The sequence below is a fragment of the Cupriavidus sp. 05N39 genome (assembly GCF_056397325.1).
In genome coordinates this window covers 1-18,209 of sequence record NZ_JBFTNE010000100.1, presented here as the reverse complement: position 1 = coordinate 18,209, position 18,209 = coordinate 1, and the positions used below count along the sequence as shown (strand labels likewise).

15 protein-coding genes are annotated in these 18,209 nt (G+C 68.0%); 9 read left to right on the top strand and 6 right to left on the bottom strand.

The genetic code is table 11. The annotated features are described in order from the left end of the window. Nucleotides 1-16: 16 nt before the first annotated feature. Both AC1DN0_RS32930 and AC1DN0_RS32925 read left to right on the top strand, forming a co-directional pair. Entirely contained in the window at nucleotides 17-1,012 is a 996-nt protein-coding gene (locus tag AC1DN0_RS32930; RefSeq protein ID WP_441636807.1) for a hypothetical protein, read from the top strand. Nucleotides 1,013-1,220: 208 nt separating this feature from the next. After that, nucleotides 1,221-1,991 carry a class I SAM-dependent methyltransferase gene (locus tag AC1DN0_RS32925; RefSeq protein ID WP_441636809.1) on the top strand — a complete coding sequence of 257 codons (771 nt, stop codon included), beginning with the start codon at nucleotides 1,221-1,223 and terminating at the stop codon, nucleotides 1,989-1,991. Between the two features lie 18 nt (nucleotides 1,992-2,009). On the opposite strand, the gene AC1DN0_RS32920 is transcribed toward AC1DN0_RS32925, so the two are convergent. Genes AC1DN0_RS32920 through AC1DN0_RS32910 form a run of 3 tightly spaced genes read right to left on the bottom strand, consistent with a single transcriptional unit; the run spans nucleotide 2,010 to nucleotide 7,992 of the window. Beyond that, nucleotides 2,010-3,524 carry an efflux transporter outer membrane subunit gene (locus AC1DN0_RS32920; RefSeq protein ID WP_477102182.1) on the bottom strand — a complete coding sequence of 505 codons (1,515 nt, stop codon included), beginning with the start codon at nucleotides 3,522-3,524 and terminating at the stop codon, nucleotides 2,010-2,012. 1 nt (nucleotide 3,525) lies between these two features. After that, on the bottom strand, nucleotides 3,526-6,726 hold the full coding sequence (locus tag AC1DN0_RS32915) for an efflux RND transporter permease subunit (protein WP_441636813.1): 3,201 nt from the start codon (nucleotides 6,724-6,726) through the stop codon (nucleotides 3,526-3,528). Nucleotides 6,727-6,741: 15 nt separating this feature from the next. After that, entirely contained in the window at nucleotides 6,742-7,992 is a 1,251-nt protein-coding gene (locus tag AC1DN0_RS32910) for an efflux RND transporter periplasmic adaptor subunit (RefSeq protein WP_441636815.1), read from the bottom strand. A 753-nt stretch (nucleotides 7,993-8,745) separates the two neighbouring features. Here AC1DN0_RS32910 and AC1DN0_RS32905 point away from each other — a divergent pair. From AC1DN0_RS32905 to AC1DN0_RS32875, 7 genes are all read left to right on the top strand, one after another. Continuing rightward, nucleotides 8,746-8,901, top strand: coding sequence for a hypothetical protein (locus AC1DN0_RS32905; protein ID WP_200876776.1), 156 nt, complete (start codon nucleotides 8,746-8,748; stop codon nucleotides 8,899-8,901). Nucleotides 8,902-8,947: 46 nt separating this feature from the next. Beyond that, nucleotides 8,948-9,487: a sigma-70 family RNA polymerase sigma factor gene (locus tag AC1DN0_RS32900; protein WP_441637578.1), complete on the top strand. Its 540-nt coding sequence runs from the start codon at nucleotides 8,948-8,950 to the stop codon at nucleotides 9,485-9,487. Beyond that, nucleotides 9,484-10,266, top strand: coding sequence for an anti-sigma factor family protein (locus AC1DN0_RS32895; RefSeq protein ID WP_441637572.1), 783 nt, complete (start codon nucleotides 9,484-9,486; stop codon nucleotides 10,264-10,266). Before AC1DN0_RS32900 ends, AC1DN0_RS32895 begins: the two co-directional genes overlap by 4 nt. 225 nt (nucleotides 10,267-10,491) lie before the next feature. Next, the gene (locus AC1DN0_RS32890) at nucleotides 10,492-10,971 is read left to right on the top strand and encodes a hypothetical protein (protein WP_441637574.1); all 480 of its coding nucleotides are present in this window, start codon (nucleotides 10,492-10,494) and stop codon (nucleotides 10,969-10,971) included. A 21-nt stretch (nucleotides 10,972-10,992) separates the two neighbouring features. Next, nucleotides 10,993-12,606 (top strand): FAD-binding oxidoreductase, encoded by a 1,614-nt coding sequence (locus tag AC1DN0_RS32885; protein WP_477111524.1) that lies wholly within the window; start codon nucleotides 10,993-10,995, stop codon nucleotides 12,604-12,606. A gap of 108 nt (nucleotides 12,607-12,714) precedes the next feature. Next, a complete protein-coding gene (locus AC1DN0_RS32880; RefSeq protein ID WP_441636462.1) occupies nucleotides 12,715-13,443 on the top strand; it encodes an IclR family transcriptional regulator in 729 nt (242 codons plus the stop codon). Between the two features lie 271 nt (nucleotides 13,444-13,714). Continuing rightward, entirely contained in the window at nucleotides 13,715-14,944 is a 1,230-nt protein-coding gene (locus AC1DN0_RS32875) for a GGDEF domain-containing protein (protein WP_441636460.1), read from the top strand. Nucleotides 14,945-14,953: 9 nt separating this feature from the next. Here the strand turns inward: AC1DN0_RS32875 and AC1DN0_RS32870 are convergent, their stop codons facing one another. The 3 genes from AC1DN0_RS32870 to AC1DN0_RS32860 all read right to left on the bottom strand — a co-directional run bounded on the left by AC1DN0_RS32870 (nucleotide 14,954) and on the right by AC1DN0_RS32860 (nucleotide 18,015). After that, nucleotides 14,954-15,793 (bottom strand): citryl-CoA lyase, encoded by an 840-nt coding sequence (locus tag AC1DN0_RS32870; protein WP_441636458.1) that lies wholly within the window; start codon nucleotides 15,791-15,793, stop codon nucleotides 14,954-14,956. Next, the gene (locus AC1DN0_RS32865) at nucleotides 15,790-16,989 is read right to left on the bottom strand and encodes a CaiB/BaiF CoA transferase family protein (protein ID WP_035868222.1); all 1,200 of its coding nucleotides are present in this window, start codon (nucleotides 16,987-16,989) and stop codon (nucleotides 15,790-15,792) included. The genes AC1DN0_RS32870 and AC1DN0_RS32865 overlap by 4 nt, the downstream gene beginning before the upstream one ends. Nucleotides 16,990-17,085: 96 nt before the next feature. Continuing rightward, complete coding sequence (locus tag AC1DN0_RS32860) at nucleotides 17,086-18,015, bottom strand: Bug family tripartite tricarboxylate transporter substrate binding protein (protein ID WP_441636466.1); 930 nt, start codon at nucleotides 18,013-18,015, stop codon at nucleotides 17,086-17,088. Nucleotides 18,016-18,209: the final 194 nt, after the last annotated feature.

The following is an 18,209-nucleotide window of genomic DNA, read 5'->3' as shown; positions in this document are numbered from 1 at the left end:
CGCGTTCGCCGTCACCATGAATCTTCGCCCTCCCGCTGTCTTTCCGGCATGCCCAACCCTTGCCCGGCTGATGCTGGCGCCGGCCCTGGCACTTTGCCTCGGCTTGCCCGCGTGCTCCCGGCACGACACCTCGCCCGAGGCGGCCGGCGCCTCGTCCGCCGAGGCCAGGCCGGCCTCCGCGGCGGTTGCGCAGGCCGACAGCCTCAAGCGCGAGGCCCTGATCCGGCTCGCCTTTCCCGGCTGGCGCGACGACGACAAGGGCCGCGTGGTGCGCGCCCGTTTGCCGGACCAGGAGTACAAGGGCAAGGGCGAGGCGCCGCTGGTGGAGGACACCATCGACGTCAAGCCGATCCAGGTAATCCGGCTGGATGACATCCACGCCGTGATGCTGACCGAAGGCGTGACCGTGGATGAAGGCGGCACGCGCAACGATAGCCACGCCGCGGGCGCCTGGCTGGGTGCGTATTTTTTCACGCGCAACGGTGAAGCCTGGCAACTGGACCGGCGCGTCGACGGCTATGACTACACCGGCGTGGAAGGCTCGCTGGGACAGTCATCCGTCACGAAGATCTCAGCCACGGATTTCGCGCTGACCCAGACCTGGGGCAGTTGCTGGCAGGGCTATTGCGGCAGCTGGGCCTCCGTCTATCGCCTGGCGCCGGGGCAGATATCGACCTTGCTGGGCAGCGTGGCAATGAGCGCGGAAAACAGCGGTGCGCTGGAACCGTGCGCGGACGCGCTCGCCGGCAAGCCGCTCGCGCCCGCCGAACGCGGCACGGACAGCCAGGACGATGGCGAGCAGGTCTGCTACCAGGTGGAGGGCAAGCCGGCCTTCGCGCTCGGCACGGATGCGCCGGGGGAGCTCACGCTGACGTTCCAGGGCGAGGAGGTCAAGGTGCCCGGCGGCGCGGCCAAGCCCCGGCGCCGCTCGCTGGACGCAGTGGTGCGCTATCGTTTCCAGGACGGCAGGTACCTGGTGAGCCAGGGCCAGAACCCGGTTCCCTCTTTCTGAGCCTCCCAGGCCGGGGCGCGCCGCCGGGGCTTACCGGTGCTTGCGGGGGCGGCGCGGAAGGCGTAGCTTGTCGGCTTGCCGCCGCCGCGACGGCAAGACTCCCACGGTCCTGACCGCGCGCCGCCCGCTGCCGCCACTTCCCGAGCCGCGCCTGCACGCTTGCCGGCTCCGGCGTGCCCGTCCCACGCACTCAGAGAATCGCGCACCCATGACCGACATCCATCACGCCGCCGCCCAGGGTTTTTCCAGCCAGGCCGATACCTACGCCCGTGGCCGCCCCGACTATCCGCCGGCGCTTGGCGCCTGGCTGGAACAGGAGCTTGGCCTGCGGGCCGGCAAGACCGTGCTGGACCTGGGCGCGGGCACTGGCAAGTTCAGCCGCCTGCTGCTGGCTACCGGCGCCACCGTGATCGCGGTCGAGCCGGTTGCGGCCATGCGTGCGCGGCTCAGCGCCGCGGTGCCCTCGGTGCAGGCGCTCGAGGGCACCGCCGAGGCCATCCCGCTGCCCGGCGCCAGCGTCGACGCGGTGGTCTGCGCGCAAGCCTTCCACTGGTTCGCCAACAGCGCCGCCATGGCCGAGATCGGCCGCGTGCTGCGCCCGGGCGGCAAGCTCGGCCTGGTCTGGAACGTACGCGACGAATCGGTCGACTGGGTGGCGCGGCTCACCGCCATCATGACGCCGTTCGAGGGCGATGCGCCGCGCTTCTACAAAGGCGACTGGAAGGCGGTGTTTCCGGCGGCAGGCTTCGGCGAACTAGCCCTGTCCGCCTTCCCCTACGAGCATGTCGGTCCCGCGCAGCAGGTGGTCGTGGACCGCGTGATGTCGGTCAGTTTCATTGCCTCGCTGCCGCCGGCGCAGCAGGATGCGGTGCGCGCACGGCTGCAGGCCGTGATCGACGGCAGCCCGGCGCTGGCCGGCAAGCCGAGCGTGGCGTTTCCCTACCGGACCGAGGCGTATAGCTGCCAGCGGCTGGGGTAGCAGGCGCGGGCGGGGGGGCTACGGGGAAGCCGTGCCTGGCGCCGGAGCCGGTGCGGTCATGCCGTAGTCGGCCGGCGCGTCGGCCGGGCGCGGCGTGTCACCCGCTCGTTCGATCCAGCCGCCGCCGAGGAACTGGTAGAGATCGACCAGGTTCGTCAACCGTTGCAGCCGCGCGTTGATCAGCAGCAACTGCGCGCTGTAGAGGTCGTTTTGCGCGGTCAGCACGCTCAGGTAGCTGTCCACCCCGTTGCGATAGCGCAGGTCCGACAGCACCAGCCGGCGCTCCTGCGAGCCGGTGAAGCGTTCCAGTGACTTGATCTGGTTGTCGAAGGTGCCGCGCGCGGCCAGGCCATCGGACACCTCGCGAAAGGCGGTCTGGATGGCTTTCTCGTAGCTGGCGATCTCGATGCGTTTCTGTACCTGCGCCAGGTCCAGGGCCGCCACGTTCTGGCCGCCCTGGAAGATCGGCAGGGTAATCTGCGGCGCGAATGACCACGCGCCGGAACCGGGCTTGAACAGGCCGCCGAGCGTTGGCGAGAGCGTGCCCGCATTGCCCGTGAGCGTCACGCGGGGGAAAAAAGCCGCGCGCGCCGCGCCGATGTTCGCGTTGGCGGCCAGCAGTAATTGCTCCGCGGCGGCAATGTCGGGGCGCCGCGTCAGCAGGTCGGACGGCAGGCCCGCCGGGATATCGGCGAGCAGGGCCTGGCTGTTGAGCGGCAGGCCCGGCGGCAGGTCCTCCGGCAATGGCTCTCCCACCAGCAGCACCAGCCCGTTCTCCGCCTGCGCGCGCAGCCGGGCTTCCGTTTCCAGGTTGGCGCGCGCCTGCTCGACGACGCCTTCGGACTGCCGCAGGTCAAGCTCCGAGCCGGTCCCGACATCGAACTTCAGGCTGGTGATGCGCAACGACTCCTCGGCCGTCACCAGCGTGGCGCGCGTGACGGCGAGCGCATCGTCGAAGGCGAGCATGGCGAGATACTGGTTCGCCACCGAAGACAACAGGGCAAGCTCTGCCGCCTTGCGGCTTTCCGCCAGCGACAGGTACTGCGCGAGCGCCTGGTCCGACAGGCTGCGGATACGGCCGAAGAAGTCGATTTCCCATGACGCGTTGAGGCCGACCGAATATTCGGCCGCAATGGTCCGGCCCGCGACCGTCAGGTTCGCCGGCGTGCGCGCCCGGGTTCCCGAGGCCGCCGCGTTGACCGAGGGAAACAACGCCGCGCGCGTGATCTGGTACTGCGCCCGCGCCGCTTCTATGTTCAGTACCGACACGCGCAGGTCGCGGTTGTTCTTCAGCGCCAGCTCGAGCAGGCGCTGAAGACGCGGATCGGCAAAGAAATCCCGCCAGCCGATATCGGTCGCCGGCGCGGCCGCCGTGGTACTCTCCGCGCCGCTCGCGGCGGGCTGCTGGCCGTAGGCGCCGCCGGCGGGGAAGGCCGGCGCAACAGGGGCGGCCGGGCGCTCGTAGCGTGGCTGGAGCGTGCAGCCGGCGGCAAGGATGGCCACGGCGGTCGTGATCGATGCGAGTCTGGGCATCTCAGTGTCCTTCCCTGTGCATGCCGGCGTCGCCGTTGCTGTCCGGCTGGTCAGGCTGGCCGGAAGGCGGCGATGGCGGGGGAGGCGTCCCCGGCGCTGCCTTGGTCTTGCTGAACTTGCCGATCACGACGAAGAACATCGGGATCATGAAGATGGCCAGGAAGGTCGCCGTCAGCATCCCGCCGATCACGCCGGTACCGATCGCATGCTGGCTGCCCGAGCCCGCGCCGTTGCTGAGCGCAAGCGGCATCACGCCAAGGATGAAGGCGAGCGATGTCATCAGGATCGGGCGCAGGCGCAGGCGGGAGGCCTCCACCGCCGCATTGATGGTGCTCATGCCCTGGTCGCGCAGGTCGCGGGCGAATTCCACGATCAGGATGGCGTTCTTGGCCGACAGGCCCACCGTGGTCAGCAGGCCGACCTGGAAGAACACGTCGTTCTCCAGCCCGCGCAGGGTGGCTGCCAGCAGCGCGCCCAGGACGCCGAGCGGCACGACCATGATCACAGAGAACGGAATCGACCAGCTTTCATACAGCGCGGCCAGGCACAGGAACACGAACAGGATCGAAATGCCATAGAGGATCGGCGCCTGCGAGCCGGACTGGCGCTCCTGGTACGACAGGCCCGTCCATTCGTAGCCGATGCCGGGCGGCAGTTTGGCGGCGATGGCTTCCATGGCGTTCATCGCCTGGCCGGTGGATTTGCCGGAAGCGGCCGCGCCCTGGATCTCGGTCGCCGGAATGCCGTTGAAGCGTTCCAGCTTGGGAGATCCATAGATCCAGGCCCCCGAACCGAATGCCGCGAACGGCACCATGCCGCCGGACGCGTTGCGCACGTACCAGGCGTTCAGGTCCTCGGGATTCATGCGGAATCTCGGCTCTCCCTGCACGTAGACCTTCTTGATCCGGTTGTCGGTGTCGAGGAAGTTGTTGATGTACAGGGAAGCCCATGCCGCGGAGAAAGTCTGGTCGATGTCCGCGGCGCTGACACCGAGCGCATTGGCTTTTTCGCGGTCGATGTTGACCTTGAACTGCGGTGTGTCGTTCAGGCCGTTCGGGCGGACCTGCGCGAGCATCGGATCCTGCGCCGCCATGCCGAGCAGCATATTGCGCGCCTGCATCAGTTTCTCGTGGCCCAGGCCGGCGCGATCCTGCAACTCGAAGTCGAAACCCGCGGCCGTGCCGAGTTCCGGGATCGACGGCGGATTCAACGGGAACACGTTGGCGTCCTTGTACCCGGCGAAATGTCCGAAGATCCGCTTGACCAGGGCAGGGGCTTTAAGGTCCGCGGACTCGCGCTGCTTGAAGTCCTTCAGCCGCACGAACACCAGGCCGGAGTTCTGCCCCCGGCCGGCAAAGCTGAAGCCGTTCACCGTCAGCACCGCCTCGACCGCGTCTTTCTCGCTATTCAGCAGGTACTGCTGCACATCCAGCAGCACCTTGGCGGTGCGCTCCTGCGTGGAGCCCACGGGCGCCTGCACCAGCACGAACATCGTGCCCTGGTCTTCTTCCGGCAGGAACGCCTTGGGCAGCCGCACGAACAGGAAGCCCACGATCAGGATCACCACCAGGTAGATGATCAGCCAGCGGCCGGAGCGCCGGATCACGTGCACCACGCCGCCACGGTATTTCTGCTGGCTCTTCGCGAACGTACGGTTGAACCAGCCGAAGAAGCCGGTCTTTTCGTCGTGATGGCCCTTCGGGATCGGCTCGAGCATGGTCGCGCACAACGCCGGCGTCAGGATCAGCGCGACCATCACGGACAGCACCATGGCGGCGACGATGGTCAGCGAGAACTGCCGGTAGATCGCGCCCACCGAGCCGCCGGAGAACGCCACCGGCACGAACACCGCCGACAGCACCAGGGCCACGCCGACCAGCGCGCCGGTGATCTGCTCCATGGCCTTGCGCGTCGCGTCGCGCGGCGACAGGCCTTCCTCGGCCATGACCCGCTCGACGTTCTCCACCACCACGATCGCATCGTCCACCAGCAGGCCGATGGCCAGTACCATGCCGAACATCGACAGCGTGTTGATCGAAAACCCCACCACCGACATCACCGCGAACGTCCCCAGCAGCACCACCGGCACCGCGATCGTCGGGATCAGCGTGGCGCGCAGGTTCTGCAGGAACAGGTACATGACCAGGAACACCAGCACGATGCCTTCGATCAGGGTCTTGATCACTTCCTCGATCGACAGCGTGATGAACGGCGTGATGTCGTACGGATACTCCACCACCACGCCCTGCGGCGCGTACCGCAGCAGCTCGGTCATCTTGGCGCGTACCGCCTTTGCTGTGCTGAGCGCGTTGGCACCGGTGGCGAGCTGGATGCCGAAGGCCGCGGTCGGCTGGCCGTTGTACTTGGTGTCGAAGTTGTAGTTCTCGCCGCCAAGATCGATCCGCGCCACATCCTTCAGGCGCACCTGCGAGCCGTCGGTATTCACTTTCAGCAGGATATTGCCGAACTGCGCAGGGGTTTGCAGCAGCGTGGCTTCCGTGATGGTGGCCTGCAGCATTTGTCCCGGCACCGACGGCGTGCCGCCCAGGCTGCCGCCGGCCACCTGCACGTTCTGCGCCGCGACCGCGTTCTTGACGTCGATCGGCGTCAGGCTGTAGTTGTTCAGCTTGGTCGCGTCCAGCCAGATGCGCATCGCGTACTGCGTGCCGAACAGCGTCACCGTACCGACGCCGTCGATCCGGCTGACCGGGTCCAGCACCTTCGATGCCACGTAGTTGGCGAGGTCGTAGCGGCCCATGCTGCCATCCTTCGACACAAAGGCGAGGATCAGCAGGAAGCTGCTGCTCGATTTCGTGACCTTGGTGCCCAGTTGCTGCACGGCCTGCGGCAAGAGCGGCGTCGCGAGTTGCAGCTTGTTCTGTACCTGGACCTGCGCAATGTCCGGATTGGTGCCGGCCGCGAAGGTCAGCGTGATGGTGGCCGTGCCGGAGTCGTCGCTGGTGGAGGACAGGTAGAGCAGGTGATCGAGACCGCTCATCTGCTGCTCGATTACCTGCGTGACGGTATCTTCGACGGTTTTTGCGGAAGCGCCGGGATAGGTGGCGCTGATCTGGACGGCGGGCGGGGCAATCGTCGGGTACTGGGCAACCGGCAACGTGGCGGTGGAGGCCAGGCCGGCCAGCATCAGGATGATGGCGATCACCCACGCAAAGATTGGCCGGTCGATAAAGAACTTTGCCATGAAGGCGGCTCCCTTTTATTGCGCGGCCGGGGTGGATGACGGGGATGGCGCCGACGATGGCGCCGCTGTCGCCGATGCCGCAGGCGCGCTCGCGGGGGGCGTTGCCTGCGCGCCGGAGGCCGGCTGCGCCGGCACCTGGGCCTCGACCGGCTTTACCGTCATGCCGGGTTTTGCCTTTTCCACGCCGTTCACGATCACGCGATCGCCCGGTAGCAGGCCGCTGTCCACCACCCAGCCATTGCCGAAGGTGCCCGAAGTGGCGATCTGGCGCTGGGCTACCTTGTTGTCCTGGCCGACCACGAGCACCACCGGCTGCCCCTTCTGGTCATGCGTGACGCCGATCTGGGGCACGACGATGGCCTTGTCGTTCATGCCCTCGTCGATGCGCGCGCGCACGAACATGCCCGGCAGCAGCACCCGGTCCTGGTTGGGGAAGATCGCGCGCACCGTGACGGAGCCCGTGCCCTGGTCGACGCTCACGTCGGTGAACTGGATCTGGCCGGTCTGCGGGTAAGTGCGGCCGTCTTCGAGCAGCAGCGTGACCTTGGCGGCGTTGGCGCCGCTGGTCTGCAACCGGCCTTCCAGGATCTGGCGGCGCAGCCGCAGGCCTTCCACGCTCGATTGCGTCAGGTTGACGTAGATGGGGTCCATTTGCTGCACGGTGGTCAGCAGGGTGGCCTGGCTGGCCTGCACGTAGGCGCCCGGCGTGACCTGCGACACGCCGCTGCGCCCGGTGATCGGCGAGACGACATCGGTGTAGCCCAGGTTGATCTGCGCCGTTTCCACGCCAGCCTTGCCAGCTGCCACGTCGGCCACCGCCTGGCCCAGGGCGGCAACGGCGTTGTCGTAGTCCTGCTTGCTCACGGCGTTTGCCCCGACCAGTATCTTGTAGCGCTGGACCAGCGCTTGCTGCGTGCCGACGTTGGCCTGCGCCTTCGCCAGCGCCGCCTTGGCATTGTTGAGCGCGGCAATGTAGGGCGTCGGGTCGATCTTGTAGAGACGCTGTCCGGTCTTGACGTCGGAGCCCTCGGTGAATTCCCGGCGCTGCACGATGCCATCGACCCGCGCGCGCACCTGCGCCACCAGGAACGCGCTGGTGCGGCCGGGTAGTTCGGTCGTGACAGGCACGGTGGCCGGCTTGACGGTGACGACGCCGACTTCCAGCGGCGGGGGCGGCGGCGCAGCAGGTTTCTGTCCGCACGCGGCAAGCACTACGGCAATCGTCGCGGCACTGATATGGCGAAATGGAACCCGCTCGATGCGCATGAAAGAACCTCGGAATCGGTGGTAGGGGACTGGAGACACGAAAACACGCATGCGCCGGATGCGCGCCGGACCGGGCCGGCGGGGCGGCTTGACGGCCCGGTGACGGATGCGGCGCGGCGGGGCGCCGGCCGGCGCCGGGGAAGCAAGGCGGCAGCCATTCCGGCTTTGCGCCGCGCAAGGCCATCGTTGAAGGTTCGGCTATCGGTCGTGGCCGCGATCAGGGCGGCGGCGATGGCCGGAAGCCTCGCACGGCGCGCGGGAAAGGCCGTGAGAGCGTTGATGCCTGACCTGGCCATGGGAAATGGCAGGACGAACGAGGTGGAGGAAGGTGATTTCCGCAAACTGAATGCGAGCCTGTGTCAGTGCACTCAATCCAGCCATTGCTCGATCACTTCATCGTGACGTCATGCCGTCATGCCGTGAAGCGCTGTGACTATTCATTTACCGTCACAGCAGGGCAGAGTGGGGCGAAACGGCGGGGCGAAATGGCGCATCACATCACTCTAGATCACTTGCATGACAATGCAAGGAACGTCGTGAAGTATCGCGGGCCGCACGAGCCTGGCGCGGAAGTCGGCGATACGCCGCGATTGCGGCGGCGGACAGCGACGCACCCCCTGCGATGGAATAAAACCGGGGCGCCATGCGTTTACCCGTTGGGCAGGACCGGCGGCGGCATGCGCGCAGCCGGCCGTGGCGCATGCGGCATCGGCCGATGCCGCCGCCGCGTGGCCTGCCACCAAGGAGACCAACATGAAAGCGCTCCGACTGGTTTCAGCATTGCTGCTGGCGTTGATGGCGGTGGCGGCCTGCTCGTCGGATGGCGGCGGGTCCGGCCAGTCATCGGCCTCGCGCGACGGCAGCCGTAGCACGAGCGGCACCGGCGGCATGGGCGGCGGCGGGTACTGAGATCCGCGCGGATGCATCGGGATGCGTGCCCCATGTCTTGTCAGCTGTGAGCTTTGGCGATGACATAGCGGTCTGGCTTCCGCAACTGCGGCGCTATGCGCGCGCCCTTACCGGCGACGCCGCGTGGGCGGACGACCTGGTGCAGGACACCGCGGAGCGCGCGATCGCCCAGGGCAGCCGCCTGCGCGCGGGCAGCAACGTCAGGGCCTGGATGCTGACCGTGCTGCGTAATCTCTATATCGATCAGTTGCGCCGCCGCCGCGAAGTGGCCGTGGACGACGCCGACCCGCTGTGGCAGCGGCAGGAGGCCCCGGCAGGCGAAATCGACGGGCTCTTGCTGCGCGATGTGCAACGCGCGCTGTACCGGCTGCCGGCAGAGCAGCGTGAAGTGCTGCTGCTGATCGTGCTGGAGGGCTTGAGCTACCAGGAGGCCGCCGCGGTATTGCAGGTGCCGCCTGGCACCGTGATGTCGCGCCTGGCGCGGGCGCGGGAGCACTTGCGCGCGTGGCTTGGCGATGGCACCGGTGGCGCAGGTGGAAACAGCGAGCGGCACGTGCCGCTCAAGGTGGTGAGAAATACGCCATGAACGACGATCGGGAAACTGGCTCCAGCCAACCCGCACCGGATATCGAGGCGATAGCGCGCTTGTGCGCGCTGGTGGACGGCGAACTGCCGGAGTCCGAAGCGGCGGCCGCCCGCGCGGCGCTGGCGCATGACGCGCAGGCGGCAATGCTGGCGGAGCGCTATCGCCAGCAGAATGCCGCGCTCAAGGCCTTGTTTCCGCTGCCAGCCAACCTGCGTTATGTGCTGGTCAGGGCGCGGCCGCGCTGGTGGCGCCGTGCCCTTGCCGCGCTGGGCTGGGCGCTGGCCGGAATGGCGCTTGCCCTCGGCGTGGCCTGGCTTCCCGGTGCGAGCGCCGATCCCCGCGAGTTCGCGCGCCACGCCGATGCCGCCTACGCGGTGTTCGCGCCCGAACAGCGCCATCCGGTCGAGGTGGCGGCTGCCGACCAGCCACACTTGCAGGCCTGGCTGTCGCGCCGGCTCGCGCGCACGCTGACCATCCCGTCGCTGGACGAATACGGATTCGCGCTGCTGGGTGGCCGGCTGCTTGTGGGCGACGCCGGCCCGGCTGCGCAACTGATGTACCAGAACGCGGCCGGCGAGCGGCTCACGCTGTACATCACGCCGGCGGCGCCGGCTTCGGCCTCGCTCGGCCTGCTGCGCCAGGCGGACCGCCGCACCTATTACTGGGTCGGGGGCGGGGCCGGCTATGCGCTGTCAGGCCAACTGGGCGAAGCTCGCCTGCGCGCCATCGCCGGCGATGTCTGCGCCAGCCTGGGAGGGCATCCGGAGGCGTGGCGATAGCGGTCCGCGGCGCGTTTTGACGACGTCAGGCAGCGTGGCATGAACGGGGGAATAAACGGGGGGAATAAGCGGGGGCGCCAATCCGTTTACGTAATGCAGGCGCGCAGGCGCGTGCGCCAGCCGCGCCAGCGGGTCCTGCAGGCAAACCGATGTGCCGCGGGATGTGCCTTGCGCGTTGCCCTGGTACGTCGCAAACGTCGGGCGTTCGTTCCCTGGGATGACATCATGGGAAAAGCTCTGGGTGCCGTGGCGGCGTTGCTTGCCGGCCTCGGCTTGAGCGTGCCGGCCGCAGCGCAGATGGCCGCTGACGCATGGAACGGCTATTCGTCGCCCTGCCAGCAGATGGCGGGACAGGTGGAGATCGATGGCTACCTGCAGCAAGTGGTCGGGCTGGCCTGCCTGCAGCCGGACGGTTCGTGGCAGATGGTGGAAAGCTCCGGCGGCACCATGATCTATACGCAGCCGGCTTACTACGTCGATCCGTGGTACTGGGCGCCGGTCGGTGTCGGCTTTGGGGCGAGCTTTATCTTCGTTGACCGTTTTCATCACTTTCACCATATGCACCACATGTCCTTCGCGCACGCGGGGGGCGGCTTCCATGGCGGCATGCGCGGTGGGTTCCGGGGCGGGTTCCGCGGTGGATTCCAGGGTGGATTCCAGGGTGGATTCCATGGGGGCGGCGGTGGCGGTGGCCACCACCATTGAGGAGGGAGGCCGGCGCCGGACGTGAATGCGAAACAGGTGCTTCCGCCGGACTGTTCCACGGCGCGGTTTGCGCGGGCCCTGGATGATTTCGCCTCGGTGCTCGGGGAGGGCGCGGTATTGTCAGCGCCCTCCGACCTCGCCGCCTATCTCGATCCCTACTCGCCACTGCCCGATGAAGATCCGGGGGCCTTCGCCCCCTCCGCGGTGTTGCTGCCGGCCAGCATTGCCCAAGTGCAGGACGCGCTGCGCGTGGCAAGCGCCGCGGGCCTTGCGCTCTGGCCGGTTTCCATTGGCCGCAACCTGGGCTACGGCGGCGCCGCGCCGCGGCAGCGCGGCACGCTGGTGCTCGACCTGCGGCGCATGAACCGCATTCTCGAAGTGAACCCGGCGCTGGCCTATGCGCTGGTGGAGCCGGGCGTCAGCTATTTCGATCTCCACGCGCATTTGCGCCGCGAAGGCATTGCGCTGTGGATCGATCCGCCGGCGGTCGGCTGGGGCAGCGTGATCGGCAATACGCTGGAGCGCGGGTTTGGCGTCACGCCCTATGGCGATCACGCCGCCATGCAGTGCGGCATGGAGGTGGTACTGGCCAGCGGGGAGATCGTGCGCACCGGCATGGGCGCGCTGTCCGGCGGCACGGCCTGGCAATTGCACCGGGACGGCTATGGCCCTGGCATCGATGGCCTGTTCATGCAATCCAATCTCGGCATCGTCACCAAGATGGGCATCTGGCTGATGCCCGCGCCGGAGACGGTCTTGCTGTGCCAGGCCAGCTTTGCCCGCGAATCCGACCTAGAGACGGTAGTCGACACGCTGCGCCCGCTGCGGCTGGCCGAGGTCGTGCACGGGCCGGCCGTGATCGAAAGCGCCGTGCGCTGGGCCGCCGGCGTGTCGGCGCGCAGCGACTGGTATGACGGTGCCGGCCCCATGCCGGCAACGGCGCTGCAAGCCATGATCCGCAAGCTGGACATCGGCTGGTGGAACCTGCGTTTCGGCCTGTACGGACCGGCCGCGCTGGTGCAGGCGCGCTGGCGCATCGCGCGCAAGGCATTCGGCGCGATCCCCGGCGCGCGCCTGCGGGCCTGGCCGTACGACGCCGCCGGCGTGGCCAGCGCGCCGCCGGACAGCGCAGGCGCGCTGGGCCTGCTTGGCGTGCCCAGCTTGTCGGCCATGCGCATGCTGGCGTGGTGCGGCGGCGACGGCGCGCACCTCGATATCTCGCCACTGTGCCCGGCCACCGGTGCCGATGCCATGCGGCAATACCTGCTGGTGCGCGATCGCGCGGCGGCGCACGGCTTCGACTACTACGGTGGCTTCACCGCGGCGCCACGGTGCCTGCATCACATCTTCGCCGCCATCTTCGATCGTGCCGACCCGCAGCAGCGCAGCCAGGCGCGCGCGCTTGCGCACCGGCTGGCGGGCGAACTGGGCGCCGCAGGCTACGGCCTGTACCGCGCCCATCCGGACCTGATGGACCGCGTGGCGGCACAGCAGGATTTCAACGGGCATGCCATGCTGCGGCTGGTCGAGCGGGTCAAGGATGCGCTCGACCCGGCGGGCATGCTGGCGCCGGGGAAGCAGGGCATCTGGCCACGCGGGCGGCGTCCCCGCGCGCAGGGTGGCGGGGACAATTGACAAGGCTGGTGCCGTTCTATACCGTGGAACTGTGTGCGGGAATGTCGTTCCTTCGCCTGCGCCATTCAAGCTTTCCAGTCCTGTTTCCTGTTTCCTGTTTCTACATACATGCCACGTAAAGCTGCCCAGCTATCCGAAGCCGACAAGCATGCCGCGGAAGGCGGCGCCGTAGCCGTGGACCGGGCCCTCTATGTGCTCTCCGCGTTCCATCTTGGCGACACCACACTGAGCCTGGTCGAACTGGCACAGCGTACGGGCCTCTACAAAAGCACGCTGCTGCGCTTGCTGGCGTCGCTCGAACATGCCAGGCTGATCCTGCGTCATACCGATGGCCGCTATGGGCTAGGTCCCGAAGTGGCTCGCCTGCACTCGGTGTATTCCGCCTCCTTCTCGCTGGAGATGGTGGTGATGCCCGTGCTGCGCCAGCTGGTGCAGGCCACGCGCGAGAGCGCCGCCTTTCACGTCGAGCAGGGCGAGCATCGCCTGTGCCTGTACCGTGTCGATTCGCCGCAGCCGGTGCGCGACCACGCCAAGGCGGGCGAACTGCTGCCGCGCAACCGCGGCGCCGGCGGCCGCGTGCTGCGCGCATTCAGCGGCGCGCGCGGAGAGATCTACCAGAAGATCCGGGAAGAGGGCGTTGCCGCGCTGGTTGGCGACCGGATCCCGGACATTGCCGGCGTGTCATCGCCCGTGTTCGGTCCGGACGGCCAGCTGAAGGGCGCGCTGACGTTGACCTGCCCCACGCCGCGCTTTGACGAGGCGTTTCGCCCGCATGTGCTGCTTGCGGCGCGTGACCTGACTGTGGCGCTGGGGGGCACCTTCCCGTTTCCTGTCTGATACCCGGGGATCCAGGCCTCGCTGGCGCTTGCCACGGTCGCCGGTCGCACGCCGGCTCGCTGTTAGCGCTGCGTCGCTTCCTCCGTCCGAACCTGACACGAAACCAACGATGTTTGTCAGGGACAACCATGCCCGGCTTGTCGGGGGTGCCCGGTGGGGCCCCGTGACGTTATCATGCGCCTTTGCGAAATTGACCCGGTATCCAGGCCGCCCCCGCCCCCGCACCTTCCCGTCAACGTCACCGGCAACACGGTATCTTCAAAGGAATCCCGTGCAGTTAGACCAGCAAACGATCGTCGTCGTCATGGTGGTTGTGTACGCCAGCGCGCTGGCCATTTCGGCGGGCCTCCTGGCGGCCTTGCGTCCCAGTGCCGCCGGGCGCCTGTGGGCATGGGGGCACCTGCTGGTGTCGGCGGCCGGACTGGTGCTGGCCGCCAATGCGTCGGCGCGCCTGGTTTATGTCGGCGCCGCGGGCGCGGCGACGTTTATCGCCGGCAGGCTGCTGATTTACCGCGGCGTGCGGATCTACTGCGGCCTGGTCTCGTGGGACCGCTCGCTGGCAGTGGGCGTGTCGGTGGCCGGACTGGCGCTGCTCGGGGTCGCCGGCATGGCCAACAGCCAGGCGCGCATGCACGTGATCGGCTATGGCTGCCTGGCCCTGGTGGCTGCGCTGACCGCCGGCACGCTGCTGTGCGCCCACGGGGGCCGGCGCAGCATCGGCACGCCGCTGGTGGTGGTCGCCAGCCTGATGCACCTGACGACGCAACTGGCCGGCTTCGCCGCCGGTGTGAACGGCATGGTGGCCTCGGGCCCGTTCTACGCCAGCAGTGCGGACGCATTCCTGCTGCTGACGCCGCTTGTGGCTACCTTGCTGGGGTTGTTCGGCTTCACGCTGATGGCGATGGAGCAGGTTATCGCCGCCAAGGAAGACGGCGCCCGGCTGGACGCGCTGACGCGCCTGCTCAACCGCGGCGCGCTCGACAAGGCGGCTACCAGCCTGGTAGCGGCATGGGAGCGCCACGGCCAGCCCTTGTCGTGCCTGGTGATCGACGTCGATCATTTCAAGCAGGTCAACGACCGTAACGGCCACCATGCCGGCGACAGCGTGCTCAAGCTGATTGCGGAGGCCATCGACAATTCGCGGCGCGCCTCCGATGTGGCCGGCCGCTACGGCGGCGAGGAGTTCTGCATCCTCTGCCCGCATACCGATGAAGGCCAGGCCACGACGCTGGCCAACCGCATCCTGAAGAAAGTGCGTGCCATCCCGCTGCCCGGCGACGGGACGGCCTTCGCCAGCGTAAGCATCGGCGTGGCCGAGCTGCGGGGCGGGGCGGCGGGGGTGGACGGGCTGTGGCGCGCGCTGTTCGCGGCGGCCGACCGTGCCCTCTACGCGGCCAAGGAGTTCGGCCGTGACCGCTATGCGCTGGCGTCCTGGATGGCGCCGGCCACGCGGCCGGTACCTGGCGACGTGGGCGATTCCGTCCACGCGCCGATCCGGTAGTTCTACCGCTCAGTCCTGCGCGGGCGGCACGTCCCGCGGCGGATGGCCGTCATAGGTCCAGATGTACTGGCGCGGGATGGGGCCCTTGTTGCGGCCGCCTTGCTGGGTTTGCTCCCATGCGTGGGCCAGGATGCCGACGGAGCGCGACAGGCAGAACAGCCCACGCGCCAGGGGGGCAGGGAAACCCAGTTCGGCATAGATCACGGCCGTGGCGCCGTCGATATTCATGGGGATGGGCTTGCTGCGGCCGGCGCCCAGTTCGGCCTCCACCGCGCGCGCGATGCCGGCGAAGCGGCCCGAAACCACGCCTTCGGCCGCGGCCTTGTCCACCAGTGCCAGCAGGCGTGGAGCGCGCGGGTCCAGCGGATGGAAGCGGTGGCCGAAGCCGGACACGAACTTGCCGTGGTTGTCGCGGTAATCCGCCAGCGCACCCTTGACCGCTTCTTCTTGCGTTTGTCCGCCGTCGACGCGCCGCGCCACATCCTGGTACAACTCCACCGCCTGCTCGCCGGCGCCGCCGTGCACGTCGCCCAGCACGTTGACGGCCGACGCCATGGCGTTGTTCAGCCCCACACCGCAAGTGGCAGCCATGCGTGCGATCGCGATGCTGGGCGCCTGCGGGCCGTGGTCCACCGCCGACATCAGCGCGGCATCCAGCAATTCGCCCTGGCCGCGGCCCGGCAGATCGCCCCGCAGCATCAGCCAGATCATCTGCGCGAACGACACCTGCCCGATCAGTTGCTCGATGGGATAGCCGCGGTAGCGGATCTCGCCGGGCTGCATGTCGATGATTTCGGTGCGCCACCAGTCCTGGGACAGCCGCTGGCCTTCGTTGATGGGTTCGCTCATACGGCACGCTCCTGTTGCAGGGTTTCGATGTCAGCCTCGCCATAGCCGAGCTGGGCGAGGATTTCGCGGGTGTGCTGGCCGAGTTCCGGCGGCGGCGTATCGACCGACGGCGCCTCGCCGTTGAGCTTGAAGCCCGTGCGCACCAGCCGGATATCGCGGCCCACGCCGGGCACGTCGGCAAAGTCGCCGATCATGCCGCGCCCGCTGACCTGCGGGTGGTCCAGCGTTTGCGGCACGCTGTAGACCGGGCCGGCCGGCACGCCGGCCTCGTTGAACAACTGCCACCATGCGTCGGCGGACTTCTTCGCCAGCTCGGCTTCCAGCTCGCGCGTCAGCTCGGCGCGGTTGGCCAGCCGCGCCTGGCGTTCCGCGAAGCGCGCGTCGGTGGCGAGTTCCGGGCGACCCACCACCCGGCATACCGCTTCGAACTGTTCCTGCTTGTTGGCGGCGATATTGATCAGGCCCTCGCCGGTGTGGAAGGCCCCCGACGGGCTGGCCGTCATGTTCTCGTTGCCCATCGGCGCCGGAGTCTTGCCGGCGATCAGGTAGTTGGAGACCACCCAGCCCATGGTGGCGAGGGTGGCCTCGAGCATCGACACATCGATGAAATAGCCCTCGGTACGCTGGTGGTCGGCCAGCGCGGCGGCCACGGCAAAGGCCGCGGTGATGCCGCCGATGGTGTCCGAGACCGGGTATCCCACGCGGTAAGGCGCGGTCTGCGGGTCGCCGGTGATGCTCATCACGCCGGACATGCCCTGGATGATCTGGTCGTACGCCGGCAGGTCCGAGAGCGGGCCGTCCTGCCCGAAGCCGGAGATCGCGCAGTAGATCAGCTTGGGATTGATCAGCTTGAGAGCGTCGAAGCCCAGCCCCAGCCGGTCCATCACGCCGGGGCGGAAGTTCTCCACCAGCACGTCGGCGCTCTCCACCAGCTTGCGGAACACTTCCTTGCCGCGCGCGTGCTTGAGGTTGACGGTAATGGAGCGCTTGCCGGGGTTCTGCGCCAGGAAGGACACGCCCATCAGCCGGCGGTTGAGTTCGGCGTCGGCACCGAGCTGGCGGGCGAGGTCGCCGGTGCCCGGCGTTTCCACCTTGATGACTTCAGCGCCCATATGGGCCAGCTGGTGGCAGCAGAAAGGGCCGGCCAGCACATTGGTGAGATCGAGGACGCGGATATGGCGTAGCGGTTTTTGCATGGCGCGGATTCCAGGTATCAGTGCCGGGGCCGGCTTCGTGGCAGCGAAGCCGGCCCCGGGGTGCGGAGCGGTCGGGGCGGTAAAGACCGGGAGGCTTTACTCTACCTTGGCGCCGGACTGGCGCACGATGGTGCCCCAACGGGTGTTTTCCGCCTTCATGAACGCGCCCAGGTCGGCAGGGCTGCCGCCGCGCGGCTCGCTGCCTTCCTCGCGCATCTTGGCGATGGTGTCGGGCTGGGTGATGGCCTTGTTGATTTCCTCGTTGACGCGCTTGACCACGTCCGCCGGCGTGCCGGCCGGCGCTACCAGCGCCTTCCAGTCCTCCGCCTGGAAGCCGGCGTAGCCGCCTTCGATCACGGTGGGCACGTCGGCCAGCAGCGGCATGCGCTTGGCCGAAGTCACCGCGAGGGCACGCAGCTTGCCGGCCTTGATCATGGGCAGCGCGATGGGCGGCGTGGCGAAGTAGAAATCGGTCTGGCCGCCCAGCAGGTCGGTCAGTGCCGGGGAGGCGCCCTTGTACGGCACATGCAACATCTTGATGCCGGTGCGGCGGGCAAACATCTCGCCGGTGAGGTGGCCCACGGTGCCGGTGCCGGCCGAGGCCATCGATAGCTGCTTGCCCTTGCCGGCGGTAACGAGATCAGCCAGGTTCTTGTATGGCGCATCCTTGCGCACGATCAGCACCAGCGGCTGCGCGGAAACCAGCGCCACTGGCGTGAAATCCTTGATCGCGTCGTAGGGCATCTTGGGATACAGGGTGGGATTGATCGCCAGGTTGGCGGTCTGGCCCATGCCCAGCGTGTAGCCGTCCGGACGGGCCTTGGCTACTGCGTCCATGCCGATATTGCCGCCTGCTCCGGCGCGATTTTCCACCACCACGTTCCAGTGGGTGGACATGCCTACCTTGTTGAACACCAGCCGGGCCATGACGTCGGTGCCGCCGGCGGGGGGGAAGGGTACTACCAGGCGCACGGGTTGGCTCGGGTAGCTGTCCGCTGCCGCGGGGGTGGCGGCGGTGGCGAGCATGGCGGGGATGGCGAGGAGGAGCAGGGCACGGATGGGGGAGGGGAAGAGGGTCAATTTTGTCTCCTGTTTGGGGTGGTGCTCTGCACCGTTGGGTGATTTTTTGTGTTCTGTAGGATAGAACAGTGGTCTTACTTAGGGAATTTATTCGAGAGGATAGGAGGGGTGGGGAGGGTTGTCAAGGGTGGGGTTTTATG